Genomic DNA, 23,360 nt, shown 5'->3' on the forward strand with positions numbered 1-23,360 from the left:
TCCAAATATAAAAGTACAGCATGTTACCCAACTATTCCCCATTCCCAAGTAAGCATACACTACTATGAGAGGGTGGGGAGACATGGATGAAATCGAACAGTTGTTGGAAAATATTTTACCACCGACAGCCACTATTCTAAAATTACAAAACAACAGACCGGCCATTTTGTTGGCAGATATAGATGGAGACCGCTTAAAAGAGCTAATCGTTGCTTATCAATTTAGAGGAGAAAATTATCTTCTTTTATTAAAAAAAACAATAGACTATTGGTACCCCGTTATGGAGATCAAAGGAAAAGGATATGCAATCACTGAGCTAATGGCAGTTCAAATAACCCCCAATGGCGTAAAATCACTAATCGTAGGTTGGCAAATTGGAAGCATATGGTCAGAACTAATCATCTTACAGTGGAAGGGCTATGGATTCACCAATTTGCTTCCGAACAATACGGTTTATAGTAAATTATTTGTGGAAGATATGCCCGGACGATACGGAAAAGATGGTCAATACGAATTGGCAATTTGGAGTCATGATACAGGAGATGCCTATATGGTTGACGTATATCGATACGATGGCAAAGAGTTCGTACTAGCCAAAGATGTTTATCCCTATTATTTTAAAAAAGTTGTTTCTTTTTATAAACAATTAGTCCAAATCTACAATTACTCATACTACTGGTATTATTTAGCGGATGCGCAACTAAAGGCAAAAGAACTTGATGATGCTCTAATTTCCATCGACAAAGCTCTAAACTCAACATTCCTCTATCCATCCAAAGAAAAAATGATTGATCTAAAACAAAAAATACTCAAGAAACAATTATCGTCAGATGGATGAGTTATATATCCGTTCACATAAAAGATAAAAGCTCGAACTGTGAAAAACGGAATCGAGCTTTATTCATGCAGGACTTAAATTGTGTAGAACGTGGATTCAATTTCTATAAACGCGGGAGGAGAGCTCGAAACCGCGTGACTGACCACCGAAACCGCGTGACCACCACCCAAAACCGCGTGACCTCGAAACCCTACCTAAATAAACCATCATCAAATCTGTTGTCTGAATCCACTTGATATCGCAAATAACTATGTACGATTATGACTTTCTGAAAAGAGGGATACATATATGAGTAAAGGACCGTGGGTGATGGAACAGGAATGGCAGGATGTGTATTTTCTTCATTGGCCGATAATGGCAAAGGACTTGCGAGAACATGTGCCACAAGAATTGGAGATTGATACATTCGATGGAATGGCCTGGATTGGAGTTGTGTACTTTCAGATGAAACAAAAGAGTTTTAGATTTATACCACCTATTCCAGGGACAAGCTCTTTTTTGGAGCTAAACGTACGAACTTATGTGAAATATAAGGGAAAGTCTGGTGTATATTTTTTTAACATAAACGTAAATAATCCAATCGTATCGAAGCTAGCGAGTGTAGGGGACATACTACCTTTTCAGTTTGCGAAAATGTATGAGAAAAGAGACAAAGGTACTTTAACATTTCAAAATAGAAGGGAAGAAAATGGTCATACACCAGAAACATTAATAGCCACTGTTAAACCAATATCTGAGCCAATCATGCGGACACCACTAGAATTTTGGCTAACAGAACGGCATTATCTATGGACAAAAACAACGGGGACACTGATCCGACAATATAATGGCCATACGCAATGGGTATTACAGCGTGCACATGGAGTCGTTCATGAAAATACAATAGCGCCATATTTAATGGGCCAAGTACAAGAGAACAAACCGATTGTCCATTATTCAAAATATAAAAAAGCTTTCCTTTACTTGCCGATAAAAGAAAGCCAGACAGAAAAATAATAAAATTGTAGCCACATTAACAATGTTTCACACCTTAATACCGGCACTGAAAATATTGATAGAACTGCATCACAACAGCATTTGAAAGCATATCAGCCATCATTAAAACTTCCATAACAATCTGATCAAATGTTTCAATATCATCTTTATATTTTTTCTGAATCATCGTAACGGCTTCTTTTTTCGTTAAATCCAAATGAGTATAGAACATCTTCTTCACATCTTCTTGTTGTAAATATGGATTAATCTTGCTCCAAAATAGGGAAATGTCATCTGCATTCTTATACCATTCTATCTCTTTGGCATTTGCGGTAGTTGTATCACCTTTAACAGCCGCTGTAACAAGTTCAGCTGCAATCGTAAGATGATCATGGATAAGCTTTGTGTAATGATCCGCCACTTGATCACCGTAGAAAGGACGAAGACAATTTCCTAAATCTGTCGCATTTCTTAAAAGACGTTCTTCAACAAATTGTACATCGGGTAAGTTAAAAACGATACTCGTAATTACCATACGAGTCCAGTTTACATGCTCCATCCAAAGAAGCCGATTCATACTAACATAATCTGTTTCGGCCTTGCTTTTACAGCGATAATCATATATTGACGGAGGTTGCACTAGAAAGAATCGAACAGGAGCAGTGTATTGAGAATAAGGTGGTTGATACATTTGTGTTAGCGAATACGAAATAACACCATTTGAATAAGGATTCAATTTATTATATCCTCCCACGTTTGTTTATCTGGCCAAAGTACTTTGGACTATGACCCATAAACTAGATTATGCAGATATATGTGAGGTTGTTAAATAATTATATAAACAATATTAAATGAAAGTAAGTGCTCACTTTTTGAGCACACCTAAAAATAATCTAAGCAAGGTTAAAATATCTATTGAATGCATTAGAATCTATTGGGGAAGTTTTGGTGACATCAATATTTTCTGCTTTACAATCTATTATCATCCTGACAGCTATTCTTCTAAGAATTTCATCTTCTAACAAACGAATAAAATCCGAATTTAATTGAAATGTCTTTGCTTCGTTGTAAGCCTCGATTAATAATTCGTCCGATAGTGTATCCATTTTTTCATTCACCTCCAATTGAAAATTTCATGTTCTAATTTATATAAAAGAGGAATATATTGATAGTTGCTAAGTTGTACATTTAATTTATCAGATTGTTCATTGATAAACAACTGGCCTATTATCCACAACTATAAGTGGATAAGTTGTGATTAAACTGTGTGGATAAATAACGAAATGTACGTACAACTATGTGGGGAATGTGTATAAACTTATCCACAATTTACTGAATTGGGGAAATTTGTCGAAAAGTTTTTAAGGGATTTTTGCTTACATTGGTTATTTCGATAAAATTCCACACTTTAAAAGTTGAACATGATTGAACTTCATACTTCATTCTTATATAAAAATGGAAAATGAGAGTAGTAGATATGAAGTTATAAGCAATACGTTGAACGTTGTTGAAAGGGCGATGTAAGTAGAACATACTGTAGAAATGTGCTACAATATTCCCGATGTGGCGAAAGGACTATAGAATGAAGAAAAGTCCAAATTCGAATTTTAAAAATTGAAATAATAAATTAATAGATATTTAACTTATAAGGGGTGCTGATACATGATTTATGCTGGTATATTAGCAGGAGGAAAGGGCACGCGTATGGGAAATGTCCCAATGCCTAAACAATTTTTACATTTGAACGACAAACCAATTATTGTACATACTATTGAAAAATTTATATTGAACAAGAGAATTGATTTGATCATCGTTGCAACACCAAAAGAATGGATCAGACATACAAATGATATTCTCGAAAAATACGGAGTAAATATCCCTACCGTAAAGGTTATTGAAGGTGGAGCTGATCGTAATGGGACAATTATGAATATCATCCACTATATAGAAAGTTTTGCTCCAGTTGACGATAATGACATTATTATTACACATGATGCTGTTCGACCTTTCTTAACACATCGAATCATTGAGCAAAATATTGAAGAAGGGTTGTTGCACGATGCTGTTGATACAGTTATTAGTGCAATTGATACAATCGTTGAATCGACAGATGGTGAAATGATTTCATCTATTCCTGTGAGAAGCCATATGTATCAAGGGCAAACACCACAAACATTTAAAATTACAAAGTTAAAAGAACTTTACAATACGTTAACTGATGAAGAAAAAGAAATTTTAACAGATGCTTGTAAAATTTTTGCGATAAAAGGGCATCAAGTTAAATTAGTTCGTGGGGAAACATTTAACATTAAAGTAACAACCCCTTATGATTTGAGTGTTTCAAATGCCATTTTGAAAGGAAGTATGGATAAGTGATTAACCAAGTTTATCGACTAGTATCACCAAGACAAATTGAAGTCACATACAAGGACAGTTCTATATCAGCCGATAAAGTCGTTATCCGTCCAACAAACCTATCAATTTGCGCTGCTGATCAGCGTTATTATACAGGTACTCGTGGCGAAGAAGCGATGAAGAAAAAACTACCAATGGCTCTTATTCACGAAGGTGTGGGAGAGGTAGCTTATGATCCGCAAAATGAAATCCCTGTCGGTACAAAAGTAGTGATGGTACCAAACAAACCAGTTGAAGATGATCCATATATTGCTGAAAATTATTTAAGAACGAGTCATTTTAGATCAAGTGGCTATGATGGCTTTATGCAAGACTATATTTTTATCCGAAGAGATCGTCTTGTTATTCTACCAGAAGAAATCGATATGCATGTAGCTGCTTATACAGAGCTTGTTTCAGTAGCAGTACATGCCATTAGCCGATTTGAACAAAAAGCCATTAAACGTAGAGGTTCGTTTGGTGTTTGGGGAGACGGAAATCTAGGATTTATAACTAGCCTGTTCTTAAAAACATTGTATCCTGATTGCAAAGTAACAATTTTCGGTAAAACAGATTATAAGTTAAATCATTTCTCATTCTGCGATGAAGCTATATTTATCAACGATATTCCAGAAGGATATGAAATTGACCATGCTTTTGAATGTGCGGGTGGAAAAGGCAGTCAATATGCTATTGACCAAATTATAGATGTGATTAAACCGGAAGGATCTATTGCCTTACTAGGTGTTAGTGAATATCCAGTAGAAATCAATACGCGTATGGTTCTTGAAAAAGGTCTTACATTGATAGGAAGTAGTCGTAGTGGTTTAGCTGATTTCCAAAGAACAGTGAGTATATATAAAGAACATCCAGAGATTGTTGATTCCTTATCAACATTAATTGGACAAGTAGTAGATGTCACTTCTGTTCAAGACGCTCTAAAAGCTTTTGAATCTGATTTGTCCAGTTCATGGGGAAAAACTGTTATGAATTGGAGAATTTAGTTATGAGTATCCTTAAAAAGATACAATATAAAATTCAATGGTTTTATAAAGTAATCTTTCAATGTTGTTATAAAGCTACGACCATATTCCGTCCGATTCAACAAAACAAGGTAGTTATTCCTTTATATCGTCACAAAAAACTTGAAGGTAATATAAAGGCTGTATATGAAGAGTTAAAAAAAACTCAGCCACAATTAGAGTTCCAATTCATCATACCAAATAATAAGATGAATCTTAGACAGTTTAAAGAAATTGCGTATATTAGTAATGCAAAGTACATATTGCTAGATGATTATTATTTACCTGTATATTTAATAAAGCCGAGAAAAGGTACGAGTATCGTACAATTATGGCATGCTGCAGGCGCTTTTAAAAAATTTGGCTATAGTACGGTAGATACCAAATTTGGACCTAGTAGTAGTTATTTGAAAATCATACCGATTCATTCTCATTATACGCATGTTTTCGTATCTTCTAAGAACATGATTCCCTATTATGCAGAAGCTTTTCACATGTCAGAAGAACGTATTTATCCAATAGGCGTTCCACGTATTGATTTTTTTGCAGATGAAAAATATGTAAAAAAAACAAATAAAAAAGTTTTAAAGTCATTGACTAAAGAACAGCAGCAAATGGTGAAGATTCTGGTTGCTCCTACATACCGCGCAGCAAACAATTATAGAGAATCTGATTTGGATATGGTCGAAGAAATACTAGCTATTTCAAAACAAATCGAAAAGGATAAACTTATTATATTTGCAGGACATCCATATATGGAGGAGAGCAAATTTGAAAGGTTGCAAAAACAAAGCAATATTATTATGAATAGTCAATTCTCTGCAAATGATTGGATGCCATTAGCGGATGCTTTTATAACAGATTATTCTTCTGCAATATTTGAATTTGGGCTTCTTCAAAAACCACTAGCACATTATGTTCCGGATTTAGAGGAATACAAAAAAAGTCGAGGCCTTTACAACGAAATAGAGACTATATCAGACGGTCCCGTTTTACAAAAAAGAACTCAACTTATTGAATGGATTAATGAGAGAAAAGCTAGCGAACATTTTGATACGAGCAGAATGGTACGCTATAACTTTTCTAAAACAAAAGGAATTGCAAAAGAGATTGTGGAGCAGTTATTAAAATGTGAATAAGGTCAATATGATCGTTTAATAGACAGAAAAATCAAAGAGCACATGAAATTTCTTTGAATTTTCTGTCTTTTTCTTTTAAACTTATGTTTTATAGCATCTATTTCTAAAATAAGCAATAAAATATTTCATTTTTCAGATTTATGAGTATAATAAATACAATAACTAAATTTAAACATAACGAAAGAAGGATTTTCACATGTCTTTATCAATGAATCCAAAAATGGATCAACTAGGTTTACCTGGAATTCGTAAATTTTCAAATCAATTAGTTAACTATCCAGATGCGATTAATTTAACAATTGGCCAACCCGACTTCCCAACACCAGCATCAGTAAAACAAGCCGGAATACGAGCGATTGAAAATAACTTAACAACTTACTCCGCAAATCCAGGATTAATCGAATTACGTAAAGCAGTGGCCGCCTTCTTCGCCGAAAAATATAATTGTCACTACAAACCGGAAGATGAAATCCTTGTTACAAACGGTGCAACACAAGCTATTGACTCTGTTTTCCGTACAATCTTAGCACCTGGGGACGAAATCATTTTACCAGCACCAATATATTCTGGATATGAACCAGTCATTACGTATTGCGGTGCAAAAGTAGTTTACCTAGACACAACAGATACAGACTTCCAACCATCTGCCGAACGCCTAGCAAAACTAATCACACCAAAAACAAAAGCCGTTTTATTTAACTTCCCATCTAACCCAACAGGTGCAACAATTTCCCATGAACAAATGGATGCACTTGCAAATGTATTGAAGGATGAAGATCTTTACATTATTTCAGATGAAATCTATAGCGAAAATACATTTGTCGGAGAACATCGCTCATTCGGTTCCTATGCCGAGCTAAAAGATCGCCTATTCCTTATCCATGGTCTTTCTAAATCTCACTCCATGACAGGATGGCGCATAGGCTTTTTAATGGCAGACGCTCGATTAATCGCTGAAGTAGCGAAAATTCATTCATTCAATGCAATCTGCGCAGCGCTTCCAAGCCAATATGCAGCAATCGAAGCACTAACCAATTGCAAAGATACGCCACAAGAGATGAACATAAGCTATATCAAACGACGCGATTATGTCTACGATCGCCTTGTTAAAATGGGTATTGAAGTAAAAAAACCAAACGGTGCATTCTACATCTTCCCATCTATCAAGAAATTTGGACTAACATCTGAACAATTCGCAATCCGCCTCATGCAACGAAAAGAAGGCGGCGTCGGTGTCATCCCAGGATCAGTTTTCACTCCATACGGAGAAGGCTACCTACGTATCACCTACGCATACTCTGACGAAGAACTTAAAGAAGGTATGGACCGCCTAGAAGCATTCGTTCATTCGCTATAAAAAATTATGCTTAGTACATTCTCTAAAAGCTCCGATTTAAGTTAACAAGTTGAATCGGAGCTTTTAGTATGTATTTTTTGATATTCTTGCAACTTAAGTGAAGAAGTGTTAAAAATGTCCTAGATTATAATTAGGCAATGTAAAGAGGAGAGAATGAAAATTTGAAAGTTACTGTAGCAATCCCAGCATATAATGCAGAAGATTATATAAAACGGTGTTTAGATTCTGTCGTACATCAATCGCTTTGCCATGCCGATTATGAAATTATCGTAGTGGATGATTGTTCTACAGATAATACAAAAACAATCCTTACATCTTATCAATTGCAATATCCAGAATTCATACAAATCGTCAGTCGAACTGAAAATTCTGGGGGAGCAAGTATGCCACGAAATGACGCTTTAGCTTTAGCAAAAGGCGAATATATATTTTTTGTCGATGCGGATGATTACTTGGCTGAAGAAACCTTAGAGAGAATGTATGAATACGGTAAACATAACAATGCAGATATTATCATTGGAAAGTATGTCGGGATGAATGGCAGAAAGGTACCGAAAGCTGTTTTTGAAAACGGAAATATACCTAAAGCTGAAATTATTGAAAATAGCCTTTTCTACGCTCTATCTGTTCTTAAAATGTACAAGCTCGAAAAAATCAAGCAACTAGATTTGACCTTTTTAAAAGATGCTATAGTTGCCGAAGATCAAGCTTTTTCTGTAACAATGTTATGTAATACAAATCACATTTCAGTATTAGCAGACTATGATTGTTATTTCATCACAAAACATGATCATGGACATTTATCGGATGTTCAACTAAATGGGTCATTATATTTTGAGATAATGACTAAAATAATTGAGAGTATTTACCAAGGTTCCATTGGAGATTTAGAGTACAAACATCGATTAACAGGGAAATTTGTAACGAGAATGTTCAGACACGGCCAATTTCGCTCCTTTTATAAAGATAAAAAAATAACAGAAGATAAAAAAGAGCACTTGTTGTCTTTGTATGCAGCATTTTTAAATAAGCATGTTCCTATACAGGCCGACCAATATGTAACAGATATATTTAGCGGAAGAGTAAAGTATATTCGAGAAAATGATTTGTATAAATTATCAATTGCTGAAAAACTAAGAGAGTTGACTAATGATATGACAAAGCTGAAAAAGGAAAATCACCTATTAAAAAAGGAGATTAAAAAGTTAAAAAGGAAACAAAAAAGTAATTTGAAAGACAATGAAAAACTATGAATTTCACATATTTTGTGAAAAGAACAAGTATTTTGTCGGTATTTCGAGAGGATTTCCTGGAAGGAAAGCTAAAAAGAATTTATAATGTAAAGGCATACGCATTGCAATATGAGGATACGGACCCATAATAGTAAACCTATCAGTAGTTTACAAGAGTTCAATGTGCATTAGGATCAGGATTTGAACTTGGTGTTAGAAGATAACGTTGACTTTTTGAATCCACAAGGTCGCTTACTTATAATAATACATGGTAAAAGAGGTACAACATTGAAAAAGTTAGTCAAAATGAAAAAGAAATTGCGAAAAAAACTAGATCGTAAATTTAAAAAAGAAATTTTCCAAATGCTATACAAGTGCTTTTGCATACTACCCATTAATCACAACAAAATTTCCATTCTATCAGATAGTCGAAAAACATTAAGTGATAATTTTAGATTCGTCTATAATGAGTTAGAAAAAAGACATAATTACGAATATTATTTTCTATTAAAAGAAAGTGTAAAAACACGTAAAAGATATTTAGAAATTATAAAATTGGCTTACAATATGGCTACTTCAAAAGTTATTATGTTAGATGACTTCTATCCGATGGTTTATCCTCTGAAAATCCGCAAAAATGCTGATTTAGTACAAATTTGGCATGCAGTAGGTGCTTTTAAAACTTTCGGTTATAGTCGTGTAGGAAAGGTTGGCGGTCCAAATCCTAATTCTAAAAACCATAAAAACTATACAAAGGTTATTGTAAGTTCATCGAAAGTAGTGCCTTTTTATGCAGAAGGTTTTGGTGTTTCCGAAGATAAGGTTATTCCTACTGGGGTTCCACGTACAGATATTTTCTTTGACGACAATTATAAAAAAGAAAAAAGACAACAATTATATGCTAAACACCCAGAGTTCGAAGGGAAGAAAATTTTCTTATATGCACCGACTTTCCGTGGTAACGGCCAATCAAGTGCTCATTTTCCGATGGAGATGCTCAATTTAGATCGAGTATATGAAAAATTAGATGATGACAGCATCTTACTGATTAAACTCCATCCATTTGTTAAGAAAAGAATGCATATACCAGCCGAATACCAAGACAAGATTAAAGACTTTACAAAATATCCAAGCGTCAATGACCTACTGTTTATTACAGATGTCTTAATCACTGACTATTCGTCTGTATGTTTTGAATATGCGTTATTGAACAAACCAATGATTTTCTATTGCTTCGATTTGGAAGAATATATTGAAACACGGGATTTCTATATTCCATATCAAGATTTCACACCAGGTCCAATTGTCCGTACATGTGATGATATGATTGATAAAGTAATAGAACTAAAAGATATTGAACAAGTGGATTATAAGAAATTTACAGATAAATTCTTTGAAAACTTAGATGGCAAATCTACTGAGCGTGTTGCTGACTTAATCGATTCTTGTATGGCATCTAAATCTAGCACGAGACAATAAGGAGTGTTACATAAAATGAAAAAGTATTTAATACGATCGGGAATTACCCCGTTACAAACATTTACTCCTGCAGAAATGATTGTAAGAAACTCAATCGGCGGAAACGTAGGAAACCTAGTTTATGCTTATAGTGTATATAGAACATTGATGACTGATGATGATGTTACATTTGATGCAGACAATTATCATATCAATCCTGATAGAGCTGATTATATCAACGAAAACTATGATGCATATATTATCCCATTAGCGGACGCTTTTCGAAGTGACTTTATATCTTCAATGAAAAAATACACCAAGCTGATAAAAAAACTGAAAATCCCTGTATATATTATTGGGGTTGGATTACGTACAACATTCGAACCAAAACCAGATGATAAATTTGAATTTGACGATGTTGTTCGTGATTTTATCAAAGCAGTATTAGAGAAATCTACAATGGTTGGTGTACGTGGACAGATAACTGCAGATTACCTTTCAAGATTAGGATTCCGTGAAGGTAAAGATCATATGGCTATTGGTTGCCCATCTATGTATTCATTTGGACGGGAACTAACAATCCGAGATACAACGATCACACCAGAATCTATGGTAACTGTCAATTCATCACGTCTATCACCTAAAAACGTACTAGATTTTATAACGAGAAGTATGGATGAATTTCCTGATCATTACTTCATACCACAATGGTTAAAGGAAATGAGATTGACATACATTGGGTTCCCTAACATTCCAAAAATCGAACATAACAACTATCCAGGGAAAATTACCGATGATGTATATGTCAATAATCGTGTTCGCTATTTCTTAAATGTTCCAACATGGTTAGATTTCTTAAAACAAGCGGACTTTTCATTTGGAGCTCGATTACATGGGAATATTGCAGCGACTATTGCAGGAACACCAAGTCTTCTAATACCTAAAGATGGTCGTATGCGAGAACTAACAGAATACCATCACTTAACACATATATGGGCGAAAGACATTGATGACAATACGAATATATGGGATGTTATTGAAAAGTTAGATTTCCATGAAGTATCAAAATACCAAGGTGCTAATTTTGATCGCTATATAGATTTCCTAAATACAAATAAGATTGATCATATTTATAAAAACGGTAATAATCCAGCACGTGTCCCATTAGACGATGCTATAGCCAAAGTAAATTTACAGCCACCTATCCAATCAATTGCAAGTTGCGATGTCCAAGAAGCTATTAAACGTTTTGAAACGCTTACAACCCTTGAGCAGCAAGCAAAAGCTAAAAAAGGGAATAGTAAAGATAAAGAACAATACCACAACATATTAGCTGAAAAAGATAAGCAAATAAAGTATTTACAAGGTACTTTAAACCGCAAATCAGTTCGTACAGCGCTGAAAGTTGCTAATATGTTTGCATCAAAAAAATAATTAAAAAGGGCTAACGGAAATTTCCGTTAGCCCTTTTATCATTAATTGGTGGGAAGTAAAATTTTGCATCCCATCACAATTAGCTTCACTGTTATTCAAAGAATTTATTTTTTCATTAAATCTTTTTTTATTTTTGTAGTTGAAATACCTTCTGTACGTGGAAGATAAATGACTTCACAATAGTCTTTTAGGAAATCGAATTTTCCTTCCCAATCATGTCCCATTACGAAAGTATCGATGTTATGATCCTTCACATCTTGGATTTTTTGTTCCCATGTATTTTCTGGAATAACTTCATCTACATATTTGATGGCTTCTAAAATAGTTTTGCGATCTTCATAGCTGTAATATGCTTTTTTGCCTTTTAATGCATTGAATTCATCAGTTGAAATTGCTACAACTAGGTAGTCGCCAAGTGCTTTGGCACGTCGTAAAATATTTACATGTCCAACATGTAACAAATCGAACGTACCATACGTAATTACTCTTTTCATAATGTGCCTCCATAGATATACTATTGCGTATTATATTACAATTTATTTAAAAATGAAAGAACTCTTGAGACTCGCTCTTATCTTAAATTTTTCAACAAATAATCCACTAATTTACTACTTGCATGGCCATCCGAGAACATATTCCATGTATCAGAAAATGTCTTAACTTGCTCCATATCAAACTCATCTTTTTTCAACACGAATACAAGTTCATCATCTGTTGATACTACTGGTCCGGGGACTAATTTACTGTAATCTGTCCAAAAGCCACGTTCCATTTCATATTTTTCAATATCATAAGGATAGAAAATTTGTGGCTTGCCCAACAAAGAAAACTCAAATGGTATAGAAGAATAGTCACTAATAACATAATCCGTTACACATAAAAGTTTATTGATAGGTACATCATTTTCTACTGAGACGATTAATGGGTGTTTAAAGTTCCCCAAATTATGGGCGACAGCTGGATGTAATTTAATCATCATAATATAGTTTTCGCCAAGTTGTTCTATTATATTCTCAAATTTTATAGGAATACTTTGTGCCTCCAGTTGTTGGTCACGAAAAGTCGGAGCATATAAAATAACCTTTTTATCATGTAGCGTAGGATATTTTGCGAGTAATTCCTGTTTGGCCTTTTCCATAGCTGATTGATCGTAAAAGAAATCTGTACGTGGAATACCTGTTCGCAAAAATTGATGATCTTGCATTTCAAAAGCCGCTTTGAAAATAGGTACCATCTCATCCGATCCGACGACCACTTTGTCCATCCGACTATAAACATGCTTAAAACGTCGAATAGCCAATGGCGAGCGGAATAAAACACTAGGATCTTTCATGCCAAATTTTTTCACCGCACCTGCTGCATGCCATAATTGAATACATTCAACATCCGGACGAAAGCTCATGGCACTTAGTAGGGCAAAATAGTTATCGATTAAAATAGTCTTAGCAGTTGCCAAATGATAAAGACCACGCAAATAGTCAAGTACACTAGATATCCTAAAGGATAAAACAGATTCTACATCCGATCTTATGAAACTTTCTTTACATTTACTAGTACGTAAAACCACAATATTTTTAAAATTTCGCTTCACAAGTTCATCAACAACAAAACGTGCATTATCACCAAAATCACATAGAAAAACAATTTTCTTCTTCAATGGAAACATATTAAAAATGAAGAAAATACATCTATTTATAAACAAAAACAGTGTTTTCAACCATTCTTTTCTCATTTATTCACCCAATCTAGAAATTCTTTTCTACAGGTACAAATTATATCATAGTTCATATTTCATTTTCTAAAAAGAAACAAAACGATTGTCGAATTTTGTCGAATCCCACATTAAAGGGAATTAAAGGAAATGATTCAATCCCTTTTGAATACTACATTTTTATAAATATAATAAGTCTTCTCAGCAAAATTTAATTTTGGAATGGTATAATGCAAGTGAAGACAGATAAAAGTACAGAAATAAAATATGCGACACCTTTTAAAAGTAATAGTCTTCTCGATTTCAGTTATTTTACTTGAATGTAAAATGTGAAGATGATTCATAATAAAACATCTTATGAAATTAGTACAACAAGGTAAAGAGGGGTATCCAATATTTATGAACAAAAAAGTAAGTGTAATAGTACCCGTATACAACACTGAAGAATTCTTACAAGAATGTTTGCAATCTATAGCAGTTCAATCATATATAGATTTACAAGTTATTGTTATTAACGATGCATCAACAGACCATTCCGGTAAACTGATAGACCAATTTGTAACTCAAGATCATCGATTTGAATGTATGACAAACAGCAAAAGAATGGGCGTTGGCTACTGCCGCAACCTAGCCATCCAACAAGCAACAGGAGAATATGTATACTTCGTTGATAGCGATGATATGCTTCACGAAAAAGCAATCGAATACCTCTTACAGGGGGATGAACCTGATACCATTTATACAGGTCATGTTGTGAAAATAGATAAAAAAGAAGGCATAGAAGCTTCGATAAAAGAGCAGGAAGAAGAATTTCTAAGTACAAAACCTCTTCCGGATTTTAGATTTTATAAACGTATGTCAGTATCAAGTGTACTTTTCCCACTCCATGTGATTAAGTCCTTACATTTAAAATTTGATGAAAAAGTTGATAGCTATTCCGAATTATCTTTTTTAATGCCGATTTATAAGCAGTACAAAATCGTAATGAGCAAGAATTCATACTATTATCGTCGACTTCGTAATGACCCCATTACCAATCCATCATTAGGCCAACGTGATCGCGATGTATTACTTCATGATTTTGCGGATATTTTCAGTCGACTAAAAAAGGAATATGAAAATAACGTAGAAGTCAGCAAATATCTAGATATCCAATTAATCAGATTATATCGTTCAAAGTTCATCTTATTGATGAAAGAAGATGACAAGAAGAAACCTGCATTTGACACGCTTTCAACAATCATGAATTTAGTATCTGAAAACCAAGTAAAAAAACAAAATGTTGTCATTCGTGAGGAACTTAGGGCTTTACAAAAAGTACAATATAAGAAATACTTACGCATCCTAGGTATCCATTATTTTGTGAGAGATACGAAGAAATCTTTGACCAGTCTTAACAAGTTCTATCGTCAAATTTATCGTGACATCTTTATGAAAATGCCATTAGACGACAAGAAAATCGTTTTTGGAAGTTTCCTTGGAAAACAGTATGCAGACAGTCCAAAAGCCATTTATGAATATATGGTCGAACACTACCCAGAATACAAATTTGTTTGGGTGTTTAATGAAACAGGCAGAAAGCTCCCAGGCGAAGCAAAACAAGTGAAACGACTGAGTCTTGCCTACTATTATCACTTAGCAACAGCAAAATATTGGGTAAGCAATATGCGCCAACCACTCCATTTGAAAAAACGAGAAGGTAACATCTTTCTAGAAACCTGGCATGGAACACCATTAAAACGACTTGTTTTTGATATGGATGAAGTCTATTCAGCGAACCCAAAATACAAAAAGGATTTTTACCAACAATCGCGCCTATGGGATTATCTGATTGCAGCAAACCCATATTCATCCGAAATTTTCAAATCTGCTTTTAAATTTGATAAGAAAATGCTTGAATACGGCTATCCAAGAAATGATACATTATATCAAAATAACAATGAAGACTATATTACGAAAGTAAAAAAATCACTCAATATGCCACTTGATAAGAAAGTTGTATTATATGCACCAACATGGCGAGATGATGAATTTTACGAAGCTGGAAAATACAAGTTTGACTTAAAATTCGATCTTCAGAAGCTACGTGAAAAGCTTGGTGACGACTATATTATCATCTTACGTATGCATTATTTTATAGCTGATAATTTGAATATCGATGGCTATGAAGGATTCGTCTATAATATGTCAAAACACGATGATATCGCAGACCTATATCTAATCTCAGATATTTTGATCACCGATTACTCATCTGTATTCTTCGACTATTCAAATTTACGAAGACCCATCCTTTACTACGCATATGATTTGGAAAAATACCGAGATCAGTTGCGTGGTTTCTACCTAGATTATGAAAACCAAATGCCTGGACCTATATTAAAAACAACGGACGAAATCATAAATGCCATTCAACATATCGACCAAATCGAAGAAGATTACAAAGAAAAATACGATGAATTCTACGAAAAAATATGTTGCTGGGAAACGGGACACGCAACAGAAAAAATCGTGCAGGAAGTATTTCAGAAATAACCAAATGAGTACGGAAATCATATATAATGTATATTGTTCATGTGTATAAAAAATTAAATAGCTCAATTGAAGCTAAATGCTCATTAAAGAAACGAGGAAGATTACTTTGCATGATAAAAGTATTTTAGTAACTGGAGCAGCTGGCTATATAGGCTCACATACATGTATAGAGTTATTAGAATCTGGCTACAACATTATTGCACTTGATAATTTATCTAATAGCAGTGAAGCTTCCCTTAAGAAAGTAAAAGAGATTACAAAAATAGATTTTCCTTTTGTCAAAGGAGATATCCGAGATAGAAATTTATTAGATCAGTTATTTATGGATTATTCAATTGATGGCGTTCTCCACTTTGCTGGCTTAAAGGCAGTAGGAGAATCTGTTGAAAAACCATTAATGTATTATCAAAATAATGTACAGGGGTCTATTGAATTATTATCAGCTATGCAACGTCATCACGTGAAAAAAATAGTGTTCAGTTCATCCGCTACTGTTTATGGCATTCCAAAAGTGGTTCCTATTAAAGAGACCTTCCCATTGAGTGCTATTAATCCTTACGGTCAAACAAAGTTGATGATAGAACAAGTGTTACAAGATGTTGGTCATACTGATCCAGAAATACGTGTCGCATTATTACGATATTTTAATCCAATCGGTGCCCATGAAAGTGGAAGTATTGGGGAAAATCCATCCGGCATTCCCAATAATTTAATGCCATATATTACACAGGTTGCAGTAGGAAAACGTGAGATGCTTTCTGTCTTTGGCAATGATTATGATACACCGGATGGTACAGGTGTACGAGATTATATTCATGTAGTTGACTTAGCAAAAGGGCATGTAAGAGCATTGGAGTATTTATCACATCACAGTGGCGTAGAAACTTTTAATTTGGGAACAGGAAATGGCTATAGTGTTCTTGAAGTAATCGCTGCATTTGAAAAAGTATCAGGTAAGAAAATCCCTTATCAAATCGTAAATCGTCGTCCAGGAGATAGTGCCGTTTGCTATGCTGACACAACAAAAGCCGAACAACAGCTAAACTGGAAAGCACAATATGGAATAGAGCAGATGTGCGAAGACGCATGGCGTTGGCAATCGAATAATCCTAATGGGTTTGAATAATAGAGAGAACCACGAAAACCACCCAGAATCACCGTCTAAAGATCCAATAAAACCAGCAAAAGAACAAATAAGAATGCCTGCTCGTAAAATCGGTTTTTGCCGACTTCACGGACAGGCATTCTTCTAGCTATAGCCAAATGAATAAAAATAACCCTTTCTTCTTCAACTAGTCATTAATTTCACGATAGAAGTTTTCAATTGCATGTTGGTTGTATGAAAGATAATCGAATTCCTTGAAACTTAAATCAGGCTCTAGATAGATTTTTTTCATAGCGTCATAAATACTTTCTACAGAAGTATCCTCTGTTAGTAAACCATAGTCGCCGTTCGCTAAGGCGGCACGATTTGCAACAATATTTGTTGCTACGATTTTCATCTTCAACGTTAATGCTTCAAGAAGTACCATCGGCTGTCCTTCATATATTGAAGACAATACGAATGCATCGCATTGCTTCATAAAGGAGAAGGGGTTATCTAATTGACCTGTTAAGAAGACAGAATCCTTTAAATTTAATTTTTTCACTAAAGAATTCAGTGATTTTCTTAGCTGCCCATCACCCACTAAATACAGCTTTGTATTTGGATATTCCTCATGGATTTGTGCAAATGCTTTGATAAGCTTATCTTGGGCTTTTTCTGGGGATAAGCGCCCCATTGTCACAAATTTAAAGGAATCATCATCTAACGTAATGACATTATTGTGAATATCATTCCAACATTTATAAGGTGTTACAACTTTTTTATCAACCCAACCAATTTTTTTGTCTCCATCATATAGTAAAAGAGAGCGGCCGTGTCCTGTACGCATTTCTTTTTTAACAAGAAGAGGTTTTAAGTGGAGATCATCATGTAATATAAAATCTGCAACTTCCGCTGTTGTTGGAAGCTCTTTATATACCTCAATTGAATCCCCTTCAACAGTGGCGGGATATGAAATCTCTTTTTCATCGATAAAAACGGAGTAGTCAGGTGGAACCAATCGAATATAGCGACTGTCTATCCATCCTTCAATGTAAGAATTTTTTTTAATATAGTAGTAGACATGATCTTCAATTATTTGCTTTTTATGAACAAAAATTAGCTTACCACGTAAATCTTTTTTATGTTTGACGATTTCACTTTCTGGATTTGTTGGGGGTTTTGTGAATAGTTTGTAGCCATCAATATCTTCTAAAATATATCCATATTGTTTTACGTTTTCCTCTAAAGTTGCCAGACGATTCACATAACCAATCATGTCTTTATGATTGAAATAGTGCATTTTCAAATAGGCACTTGCAATTATACGAAATAGAGGATTGCTCTTTTCAATAAATCCAATTTTATCGATTAAAGTAACGGAATTGCTATTAATCCAGCCCAGTTCATGACGATTGATAGAAATTAGATAATAAGTGTCTTGTTGTGTTTTGACCACCTTAGAGATATAGACCATCAAATCTTTGAAAGATGTGACGTCTGATTTTTTGTGAGCGCCTGGTGCACCAAAAGGTAAATTCCATACATAATAATTTGATGAAACATTCGTTAGCTTTCCAAACATTTTCAAGTCCTGATACTGAATAGTTTCATCTTCATAGGAATCCACAATTTCTATTTCTAATAAGGATTCTTTACACCATCCAACATAAATATCATTAATCGCGATTTTACAATAATTTTCATCTTGCCAATGATACTGAGCGAAAATATGAATTTCATCGTCTGCTTGAACACTATGCTGCATAGTAGGGCTCTCTTCCTTAATTTCAGCAAGTGTTCGGTAAATTGAAACCGTTTCAGATGAAGTTTGCCATTTATCGATTTCATCCATCAATGTTATATGAGTCTCTTCTTTGTTTTGTGTCATGCCCGTTTTAGGTGGATTTAAAATGCGGTCTGGGTCAATTGTATTGATACAGTATCCAAATTGTTCATCATTTGTAAATCTCGTCAGCTTCGACTGATTCAATTCCATTGTCGCTTCTGATACCGCCAGCAACTTGTCAAATTTATAATAGATCGAGAACATGGTGAGTAAATTTTGATAGTGAGGTTTCTTACCATTTACTTTACGATTACGATCAGCTTGCATATCACTGTGTAAGAAACAAATCTTGCGTGTACTATTTGCAGCCAATATCAGTTTTGACCAGTAATAACTATAGCCACTAAAGTCAATCGCATAGTCAAAATGTACGCCACCTGTCAATCTACGTATTTCTCGTTCATAAGCCTTTGTTGGATAGTGGGGCTTTAACTTAGGTGTTAGTCCATGTGAACGTATTAACCGGTCAAGAAAGGCTTCTTTAAACGTATAGACAGGTACGCCGGGCTTAAAAAGAAAGCGCACTTTTTTATGAATACGATTTTGGTTATAAAGGACTTCTTCTCTTCTTGAGGCAGCTACAAAAGCAGTGACATCATATTTGTCATAGTCAATATTATTCGTTAAGTTGATAAAACTATTGGTAATCCCGTTATTGATCAAACCACCAGGATAGATGAAAATCTTTTTCTTCTTATTTTCGTAACGTACAATTTTCACATCATTCAATGTTTCCTTGCAAAAAACAAGGTGATACAAACGTTCTGTAACCTTGCCATCATCATAATGGACAAAACGTTTTTTGGCAGCTTGATAAACGTCTTTATATTTGCTTTTCACATCTTCAATATGGAGGATAGCATTTCCTACTTCATCGATATGCTCCAAAATAGGACCGGGTAATTCTTTTTCCTCTAAATACATGCCACGATTTTGGGCATATAAATCTTTATCCCAAGAATAGAACAAGATCGGTTTGTCTGTAACTAAATAGTCAAAGAATACACTGGAATAATCGGTGATTAAAACATCCACAACACTGAGTAATTCATTCATATCCATTAGGTCTGATACGAGTCGACTTTTAGCTTCTGGATAATTTGTTGCTACATGATATAAGAATGGATGAACCTTCAATAGCACATGATAAGAAGGACCTATTTGTTGGGCTAAATCATCCATCTCTTTAATAATTTGCTTCATATGATCATTCGCATTATTTGTATCTGTTCCTTTCCAAGTAGGAGAGTACAGTACAATCTTCTGATCAGAAGAAACTGCAAGACCTTGTTGATGTAATTTTTCAATAATATCTTCACGTTTTGAATGGAATGTTAAATCATTACGAGGATAGCCCATTTCTAAAATAGACCCTTCGTAGATTCCATCTAATCGGAAGGCATTAGAAAAAATATCTGTCGTATGTGCATTCGGACTGATAATATAATCTGCACTTAAAAAGTTACGGACAACATTTTGACTTCCAGATGGATTTCCTGGAATATCGTAGCCCATATATTTTAACGGTGTTCCATGCCATGTATTAATATAGGTTTGTTCTGGACGCGGCACAAAAAAAGATTGAAATGTAGAATTATTCAACAAATAGTGGGCTTGTACAAGCCATTTTAAATAGTCATCGCTCGTACGATCCACAAATGTGACGTTGGATTTCTCACGATAAGGGGCGATTGCCTTTTCTAATTCTTCAGAAGGCTGAATAGCCCATATATGCTGATACGTCTTTTCTGTGTCATGTTCTAGGATATATTTAAAAATGGCCAAAGGAGAGTCTGTCATACTTTGTCCTTCTCTTGCTTCATATAAAATAGAGTGATTGATGGTAGGTAATGTATCATAATATTTTGCATATAACTGATTTCTTCGATGTTGTTCTTTATGGGAACGGTCATCTAAAACTTCTTTAAAATTCCCAGAAAGTTCTTGTAAAATCACTAGAGGTCACCTCATTAAATTTTAAAACTAAGCTCTTAGTATCGTATCATTTTTTTGACGGAGAAAAAACAAAATGAATGATTTTTTTGCGTAAAAATTTTTTTGCTTATTATAAGAAAAATAACGAGCTCAAAAATTCACATGAAAATGCCAGGTAGAGAGTTGTTATACCTTCTTCTGATTATTGATGGACGTTTCTATCTGTGATATGATAATGGGCAGGCTAAATTTTTACATAAAATTAATATTCAATTCACATTTTATAAAAGTTTGATTAGAATTTGCTGAGAGAGTTGGACTTTCTCCGACGGATATTTGAAAAAATCGAGCTTATAGAGATCTTATGACGAACCTTAGAGATAAGATTTAGTGCCGTTCTAATACAACCTTTTTAATACCACATGAAAGAGTGAATAAAATGATGTTCAATAACAAAACATTTAAGAAGTACTTTGCTAAGGCATTTCGTTTTATCGGATGTAAAACACCACGAATTAAAAATCTGGTAATTTTCGAAAGCTTTCACGGTAAACGCTATAGTGACAACCCAAGAGCAATTTACGAATATATGAAAGAACATAATCCTGAATACAAACTAATCTGGAGTGTCGACAAAAATAGCATCCCATTATTCGAAGAAATGGGTGTTCCTTATATGAAGCGCTTCACTTTAAAATGGTTATTCACTTTTCCACGTGCCCAATACTGGGTCAACAATGTACGTTACCCAAAATGGATGACACGTCCAAAAGACACCACATATGTTCAAACTTGGCATGGTACACCACTTAAAAAACTAGGTACAGATATCGAAGAAGTTCATATGCCTGGTACAAAAACAAAAAATTACCGCAAGAATATTAAAGCAGAATCTAAAAACTGGAGCTATCTTGTAGCACCAAACCCATATACACATGAAATTCTTGCTCGTGCATTCCATTTCAATGGACCAATGATCGATTCGGGTTACCCACGTAACGATGCACTACAAAATGAAGATCCAGCAAAAATTGCGGAAATCCGCAAATCATTGAACATTCCAGATAACAAGAAAATTGTTCTTTACGCACCAACATGGCGTGATGACCAATTCTTTGAACGAGGAAAATATAAATTTAAATTCCAATTTGATATTCAAAAATTGAAAGAACAATATGGAGACGATTTTGTATTACTAGCTCGCATGCACTATCTAGTATCCGAAAACTTCGATTTCACCCAATACGGTGATTTCATCAAAGATGTTTCAAATTACTATGATATCGCAGACTTATATCTTATCAGTGACCTATTAATCACGGATTACTCATCCGTATTCTTTGACTATGCGATCCTAAATCGCCCAATCATCTTCTACATGTACGATTTAGAAGACTACCGAGATCGACTACGCGGTTTCTACATCGACATCGAAGCAGATGCACCAGGCAAAATCGTTCAAAACGAAGCAGACCTATTCGAAGAAATCGGGCGTGCCCTAAAAGATGGCCACTACTCACAAGAACAATTCGACCGCTTCAACGAAAAATTCTGCGTATGGGAAGACGGCAAAGCCACAGAACGTGTAGTAAATCAAGTATTCAAAAAATAACAGTTTAACGCCCTACCGGCAAAACGGTAGGGATTTTTTTATCCAAATACCCCATTGTCCGCGACAAAAAAATTATGCCCAACCAAGCACCCCAACCGCGATAAATGCCCTTGGGTAATCAGAAACAAGCCTTCATCTTCAATCCACGGAAAACCGGGTTTAATCCACGCAACTCGGGATTCAATCCACGCAACAGGAAGAGTAATCCACACAACTCGGGTTCCAATCCACGCAAAAAGAAATTGAATCCACGATGTGTACAATTTAAGGCCCACGAAAGCAAACTTCCCTAATTCACTCTTCGAACAATTTAAGTTCCACGCAAAGCTCCCCGATCAAGAAAACTCCCAAAAGCCAGCCAAAAATACACCCATCATCCCCGGGAAAAAAACTTTGCCCCACCAAAGCACCCCAACCGCGCCCAATGCCCTTGAGTAATCAGAAAAAAGCCTTCATCTCCAATCCACGAAAAACCGGGTTTAATCCACGCAACTCGGGATTCAATCCACGCAACAGGAAGAGTAATCCACACAACTCGGGTTCCAATCCACGCAAAAAGAAATTGAATCCACGTTCCGTACAATTTAAGTTCCAGAGCAAACTCCCCGAATACCCCATCATCCGCGGCAAAAAATTATGCTTAACCAAAGCACCCCAACCGCGCCCAATGTCCTTGAGTGATCAGAAGCAAGCCATCATCTCCAATCCACGAAAAACCGGGTTTAATCCACGCAACAGGGAGAGTAATCCACGCACCCCGAACCCAATCCACGCAAAAAGAAATTGAA

At 34.8% G+C, this 23,360-nt stretch carries 17 protein-coding genes; 12 read left to right on the forward strand and 5 right to left on the reverse strand.

The window, feature by feature from the left end; genetic code table 11:
• The first annotated feature begins 82 nt into the window (after positions 1–82).
• On the forward strand, positions 83–838 hold the full coding sequence (locus D1606_RS00850; RefSeq protein ID WP_119414125.1) for a hypothetical protein: 756 nt from the start codon (positions 83–85) through the stop codon (positions 836–838).
• Between the two features lie 288 nt (positions 839–1,126).
• Positions 1,127–1,834 (forward strand): YqjF family protein, encoded by a 708-nt coding sequence (locus tag D1606_RS00855; protein ID WP_119414126.1) that lies wholly within the window; start codon positions 1,127–1,129, stop codon positions 1,832–1,834.
• Between the two features lie 34 nt (positions 1,835–1,868).
• On the opposite strand, the gene D1606_RS00860 is transcribed toward D1606_RS00855, so the two are convergent.
• Together D1606_RS00860 and sda are read right to left on the reverse strand one after the other, a co-directional pair.
• A complete protein-coding gene (locus D1606_RS00860; RefSeq protein WP_119414127.1) occupies positions 1,869–2,549 on the reverse strand; it encodes a hypothetical protein in 681 nt (226 codons plus the stop codon).
• Positions 2,550–2,706: 157 nt separating this feature from the next.
• A complete protein-coding gene (gene sda / locus D1606_RS19265) occupies positions 2,707–2,919 on the reverse strand; it encodes a sporulation histidine kinase inhibitor Sda (RefSeq protein WP_119414128.1) in 213 nt (70 codons plus the stop codon).
• Positions 2,920–3,475: 556 nt separating this feature from the next.
• Between sda and D1606_RS00870 the strand changes: the two genes are divergently transcribed.
• The 7 genes from D1606_RS00870 to D1606_RS00900 all read left to right on the forward strand — a co-directional run bounded on the left by D1606_RS00870 (position 3,476) and on the right by D1606_RS00900 (position 11,849).
• On the forward strand, positions 3,476–4,189 hold the full coding sequence (locus tag D1606_RS00870; RefSeq protein ID WP_119414129.1) for an IspD/TarI family cytidylyltransferase: 714 nt from the start codon (positions 3,476–3,478) through the stop codon (positions 4,187–4,189).
• On the forward strand, positions 4,186–5,211 hold the full coding sequence (locus tag D1606_RS00875; protein ID WP_119414130.1) for a ribitol-5-phosphate dehydrogenase: 1,026 nt from the start codon (positions 4,186–4,188) through the stop codon (positions 5,209–5,211). Before D1606_RS00870 ends, D1606_RS00875 begins: the two co-directional genes overlap by 4 nt.
• 2 nt (positions 5,212–5,213) lie before the next feature.
• Entirely contained in the window at positions 5,214–6,368 is a 1,155-nt protein-coding gene (locus tag D1606_RS00880) for a CDP-glycerol glycerophosphotransferase family protein (RefSeq protein ID WP_119414131.1), read from the forward strand.
• A 196-nt stretch (positions 6,369–6,564) separates the two neighbouring features.
• A complete protein-coding gene (locus tag D1606_RS00885; RefSeq protein ID WP_119414132.1) occupies positions 6,565–7,725 on the forward strand; it encodes an aminotransferase class I/II-fold pyridoxal phosphate-dependent enzyme in 1,161 nt (386 codons plus the stop codon).
• A 161-nt stretch (positions 7,726–7,886) separates the two neighbouring features.
• A complete protein-coding gene (locus tag D1606_RS00890) occupies positions 7,887–8,978 on the forward strand; it encodes a glycosyltransferase family 2 protein (protein WP_119414133.1) in 1,092 nt (363 codons plus the stop codon).
• 189 nt (positions 8,979–9,167) lie between these two features.
• Positions 9,168–10,436, forward strand: coding sequence for a CDP-glycerol glycerophosphotransferase family protein (locus D1606_RS00895; RefSeq protein WP_233547992.1), 1,269 nt, complete (start codon positions 9,168–9,170; stop codon positions 10,434–10,436).
• A 15-nt stretch (positions 10,437–10,451) separates the two neighbouring features.
• Positions 10,452–11,849: a polysaccharide pyruvyl transferase family protein gene (locus tag D1606_RS00900; RefSeq protein WP_119414134.1), complete on the forward strand. Its 1,398-nt coding sequence runs from the start codon at positions 10,452–10,454 to the stop codon at positions 11,847–11,849.
• Between the two features lie 104 nt (positions 11,850–11,953).
• Here D1606_RS00900 and tagD read toward each other — a convergent pair whose 3' ends face one another.
• Together tagD and D1606_RS00910 are read right to left on the reverse strand one after the other, a co-directional pair.
• Positions 11,954–12,343 carry a glycerol-3-phosphate cytidylyltransferase gene (gene tagD / locus D1606_RS00905; protein WP_119414135.1) on the reverse strand — a complete coding sequence of 130 codons (390 nt, stop codon included), beginning with the start codon at positions 12,341–12,343 and terminating at the stop codon, positions 11,954–11,956.
• A 77-nt stretch (positions 12,344–12,420) separates the two neighbouring features.
• A complete protein-coding gene (locus D1606_RS00910) occupies positions 12,421–13,581 on the reverse strand; it encodes a CDP-glycerol glycerophosphotransferase family protein (RefSeq protein WP_119414136.1) in 1,161 nt (386 codons plus the stop codon).
• A 378-nt stretch (positions 13,582–13,959) separates the two neighbouring features.
• Between D1606_RS00910 and D1606_RS00915 the strand changes: the two genes are divergently transcribed.
• Both D1606_RS00915 and galE read left to right on the forward strand, forming a co-directional pair.
• Positions 13,960–16,092, forward strand: coding sequence for a bifunctional glycosyltransferase/CDP-glycerol:glycerophosphate glycerophosphotransferase (locus tag D1606_RS00915; RefSeq protein ID WP_158582298.1), 2,133 nt, complete (start codon positions 13,960–13,962; stop codon positions 16,090–16,092).
• A gap of 106 nt (positions 16,093–16,198) precedes the next feature.
• Positions 16,199–17,218 (forward strand): UDP-glucose 4-epimerase GalE, encoded by a 1,020-nt coding sequence (gene galE, locus D1606_RS00920; protein WP_233547993.1) that lies wholly within the window; start codon positions 16,199–16,201, stop codon positions 17,216–17,218.
• Between the two features lie 166 nt (positions 17,219–17,384).
• Here the strand turns inward: galE and D1606_RS00925 are convergent, their stop codons facing one another.
• The gene (locus tag D1606_RS00925) at positions 17,385–20,981 is read right to left on the reverse strand and encodes a CDP-glycerol glycerophosphotransferase family protein (protein WP_119414139.1); all 3,597 of its coding nucleotides are present in this window, start codon (positions 20,979–20,981) and stop codon (positions 17,385–17,387) included.
• Positions 20,982–21,402: 421 nt separating this feature from the next.
• On the opposite strand from D1606_RS00925, the gene D1606_RS00930 reads away from it, so the two are divergent.
• Positions 21,403–22,572, forward strand: a complete 1,170-nt coding sequence (locus D1606_RS00930; protein WP_119414146.1) for a CDP-glycerol glycerophosphotransferase family protein — start codon at positions 21,403–21,405, stop codon at positions 22,570–22,572.
• Positions 22,573–23,360: the final 788 nt, after the last annotated feature.

Source organism: Rummeliibacillus sp. POC4 (assembly GCF_003576525.1).
Taxonomy (GTDB): domain Bacteria; phylum Bacillota; class Bacilli; order Bacillales_A; family Planococcaceae; genus Rummeliibacillus.

Coding starts and splice junctions, on each gene's coding strand:
- D1606_RS00870 (WP_119414129.1), top strand. CDS start 3,476: ATGATTTATGCTGGTATATTAGCAGGAGGAAAGGGCACGCGTATGGGA.
- D1606_RS00855 (WP_119414126.1), top strand. CDS start 1,127: ATGAGTAAAGGACCGTGGGTGATGGAACAGGAATGGCAGGATGTGTAT.
- tagD (WP_119414135.1), bottom strand. CDS start 12,343: ATGAAAAGAGTAATTACGTATGGTACGTTCGATTTGTTACATGTTGGA.
- D1606_RS00910 (WP_119414136.1), bottom strand. CDS start 13,581: ATGAGAAAAGAATGGTTGAAAACACTGTTTTTGTTTATAAATAGATGT.
- D1606_RS00900 (WP_119414134.1), top strand. CDS start 10,452: ATGAAAAAGTATTTAATACGATCGGGAATTACCCCGTTACAAACATTT.
- D1606_RS00880 (WP_119414131.1), top strand. CDS start 5,214: ATGAGTATCCTTAAAAAGATACAATATAAAATTCAATGGTTTTATAAA.
- D1606_RS00885 (WP_119414132.1), top strand. CDS start 6,565: ATGTCTTTATCAATGAATCCAAAAATGGATCAACTAGGTTTACCTGGA.
- D1606_RS00850 (WP_119414125.1), top strand. CDS start 83: ATGGATGAAATCGAACAGTTGTTGGAAAATATTTTACCACCGACAGCC.
- D1606_RS00915 (WP_158582298.1), top strand. CDS start 13,960: ATGAACAAAAAAGTAAGTGTAATAGTACCCGTATACAACACTGAAGAA.
- sda (WP_119414128.1), bottom strand. CDS start 2,919: ATGGATACACTATCGGACGAATTATTAATCGAGGCTTACAACGAAGCA.
- D1606_RS00930 (WP_119414146.1), top strand. CDS start 21,403: ATGTTCAATAACAAAACATTTAAGAAGTACTTTGCTAAGGCATTTCGT.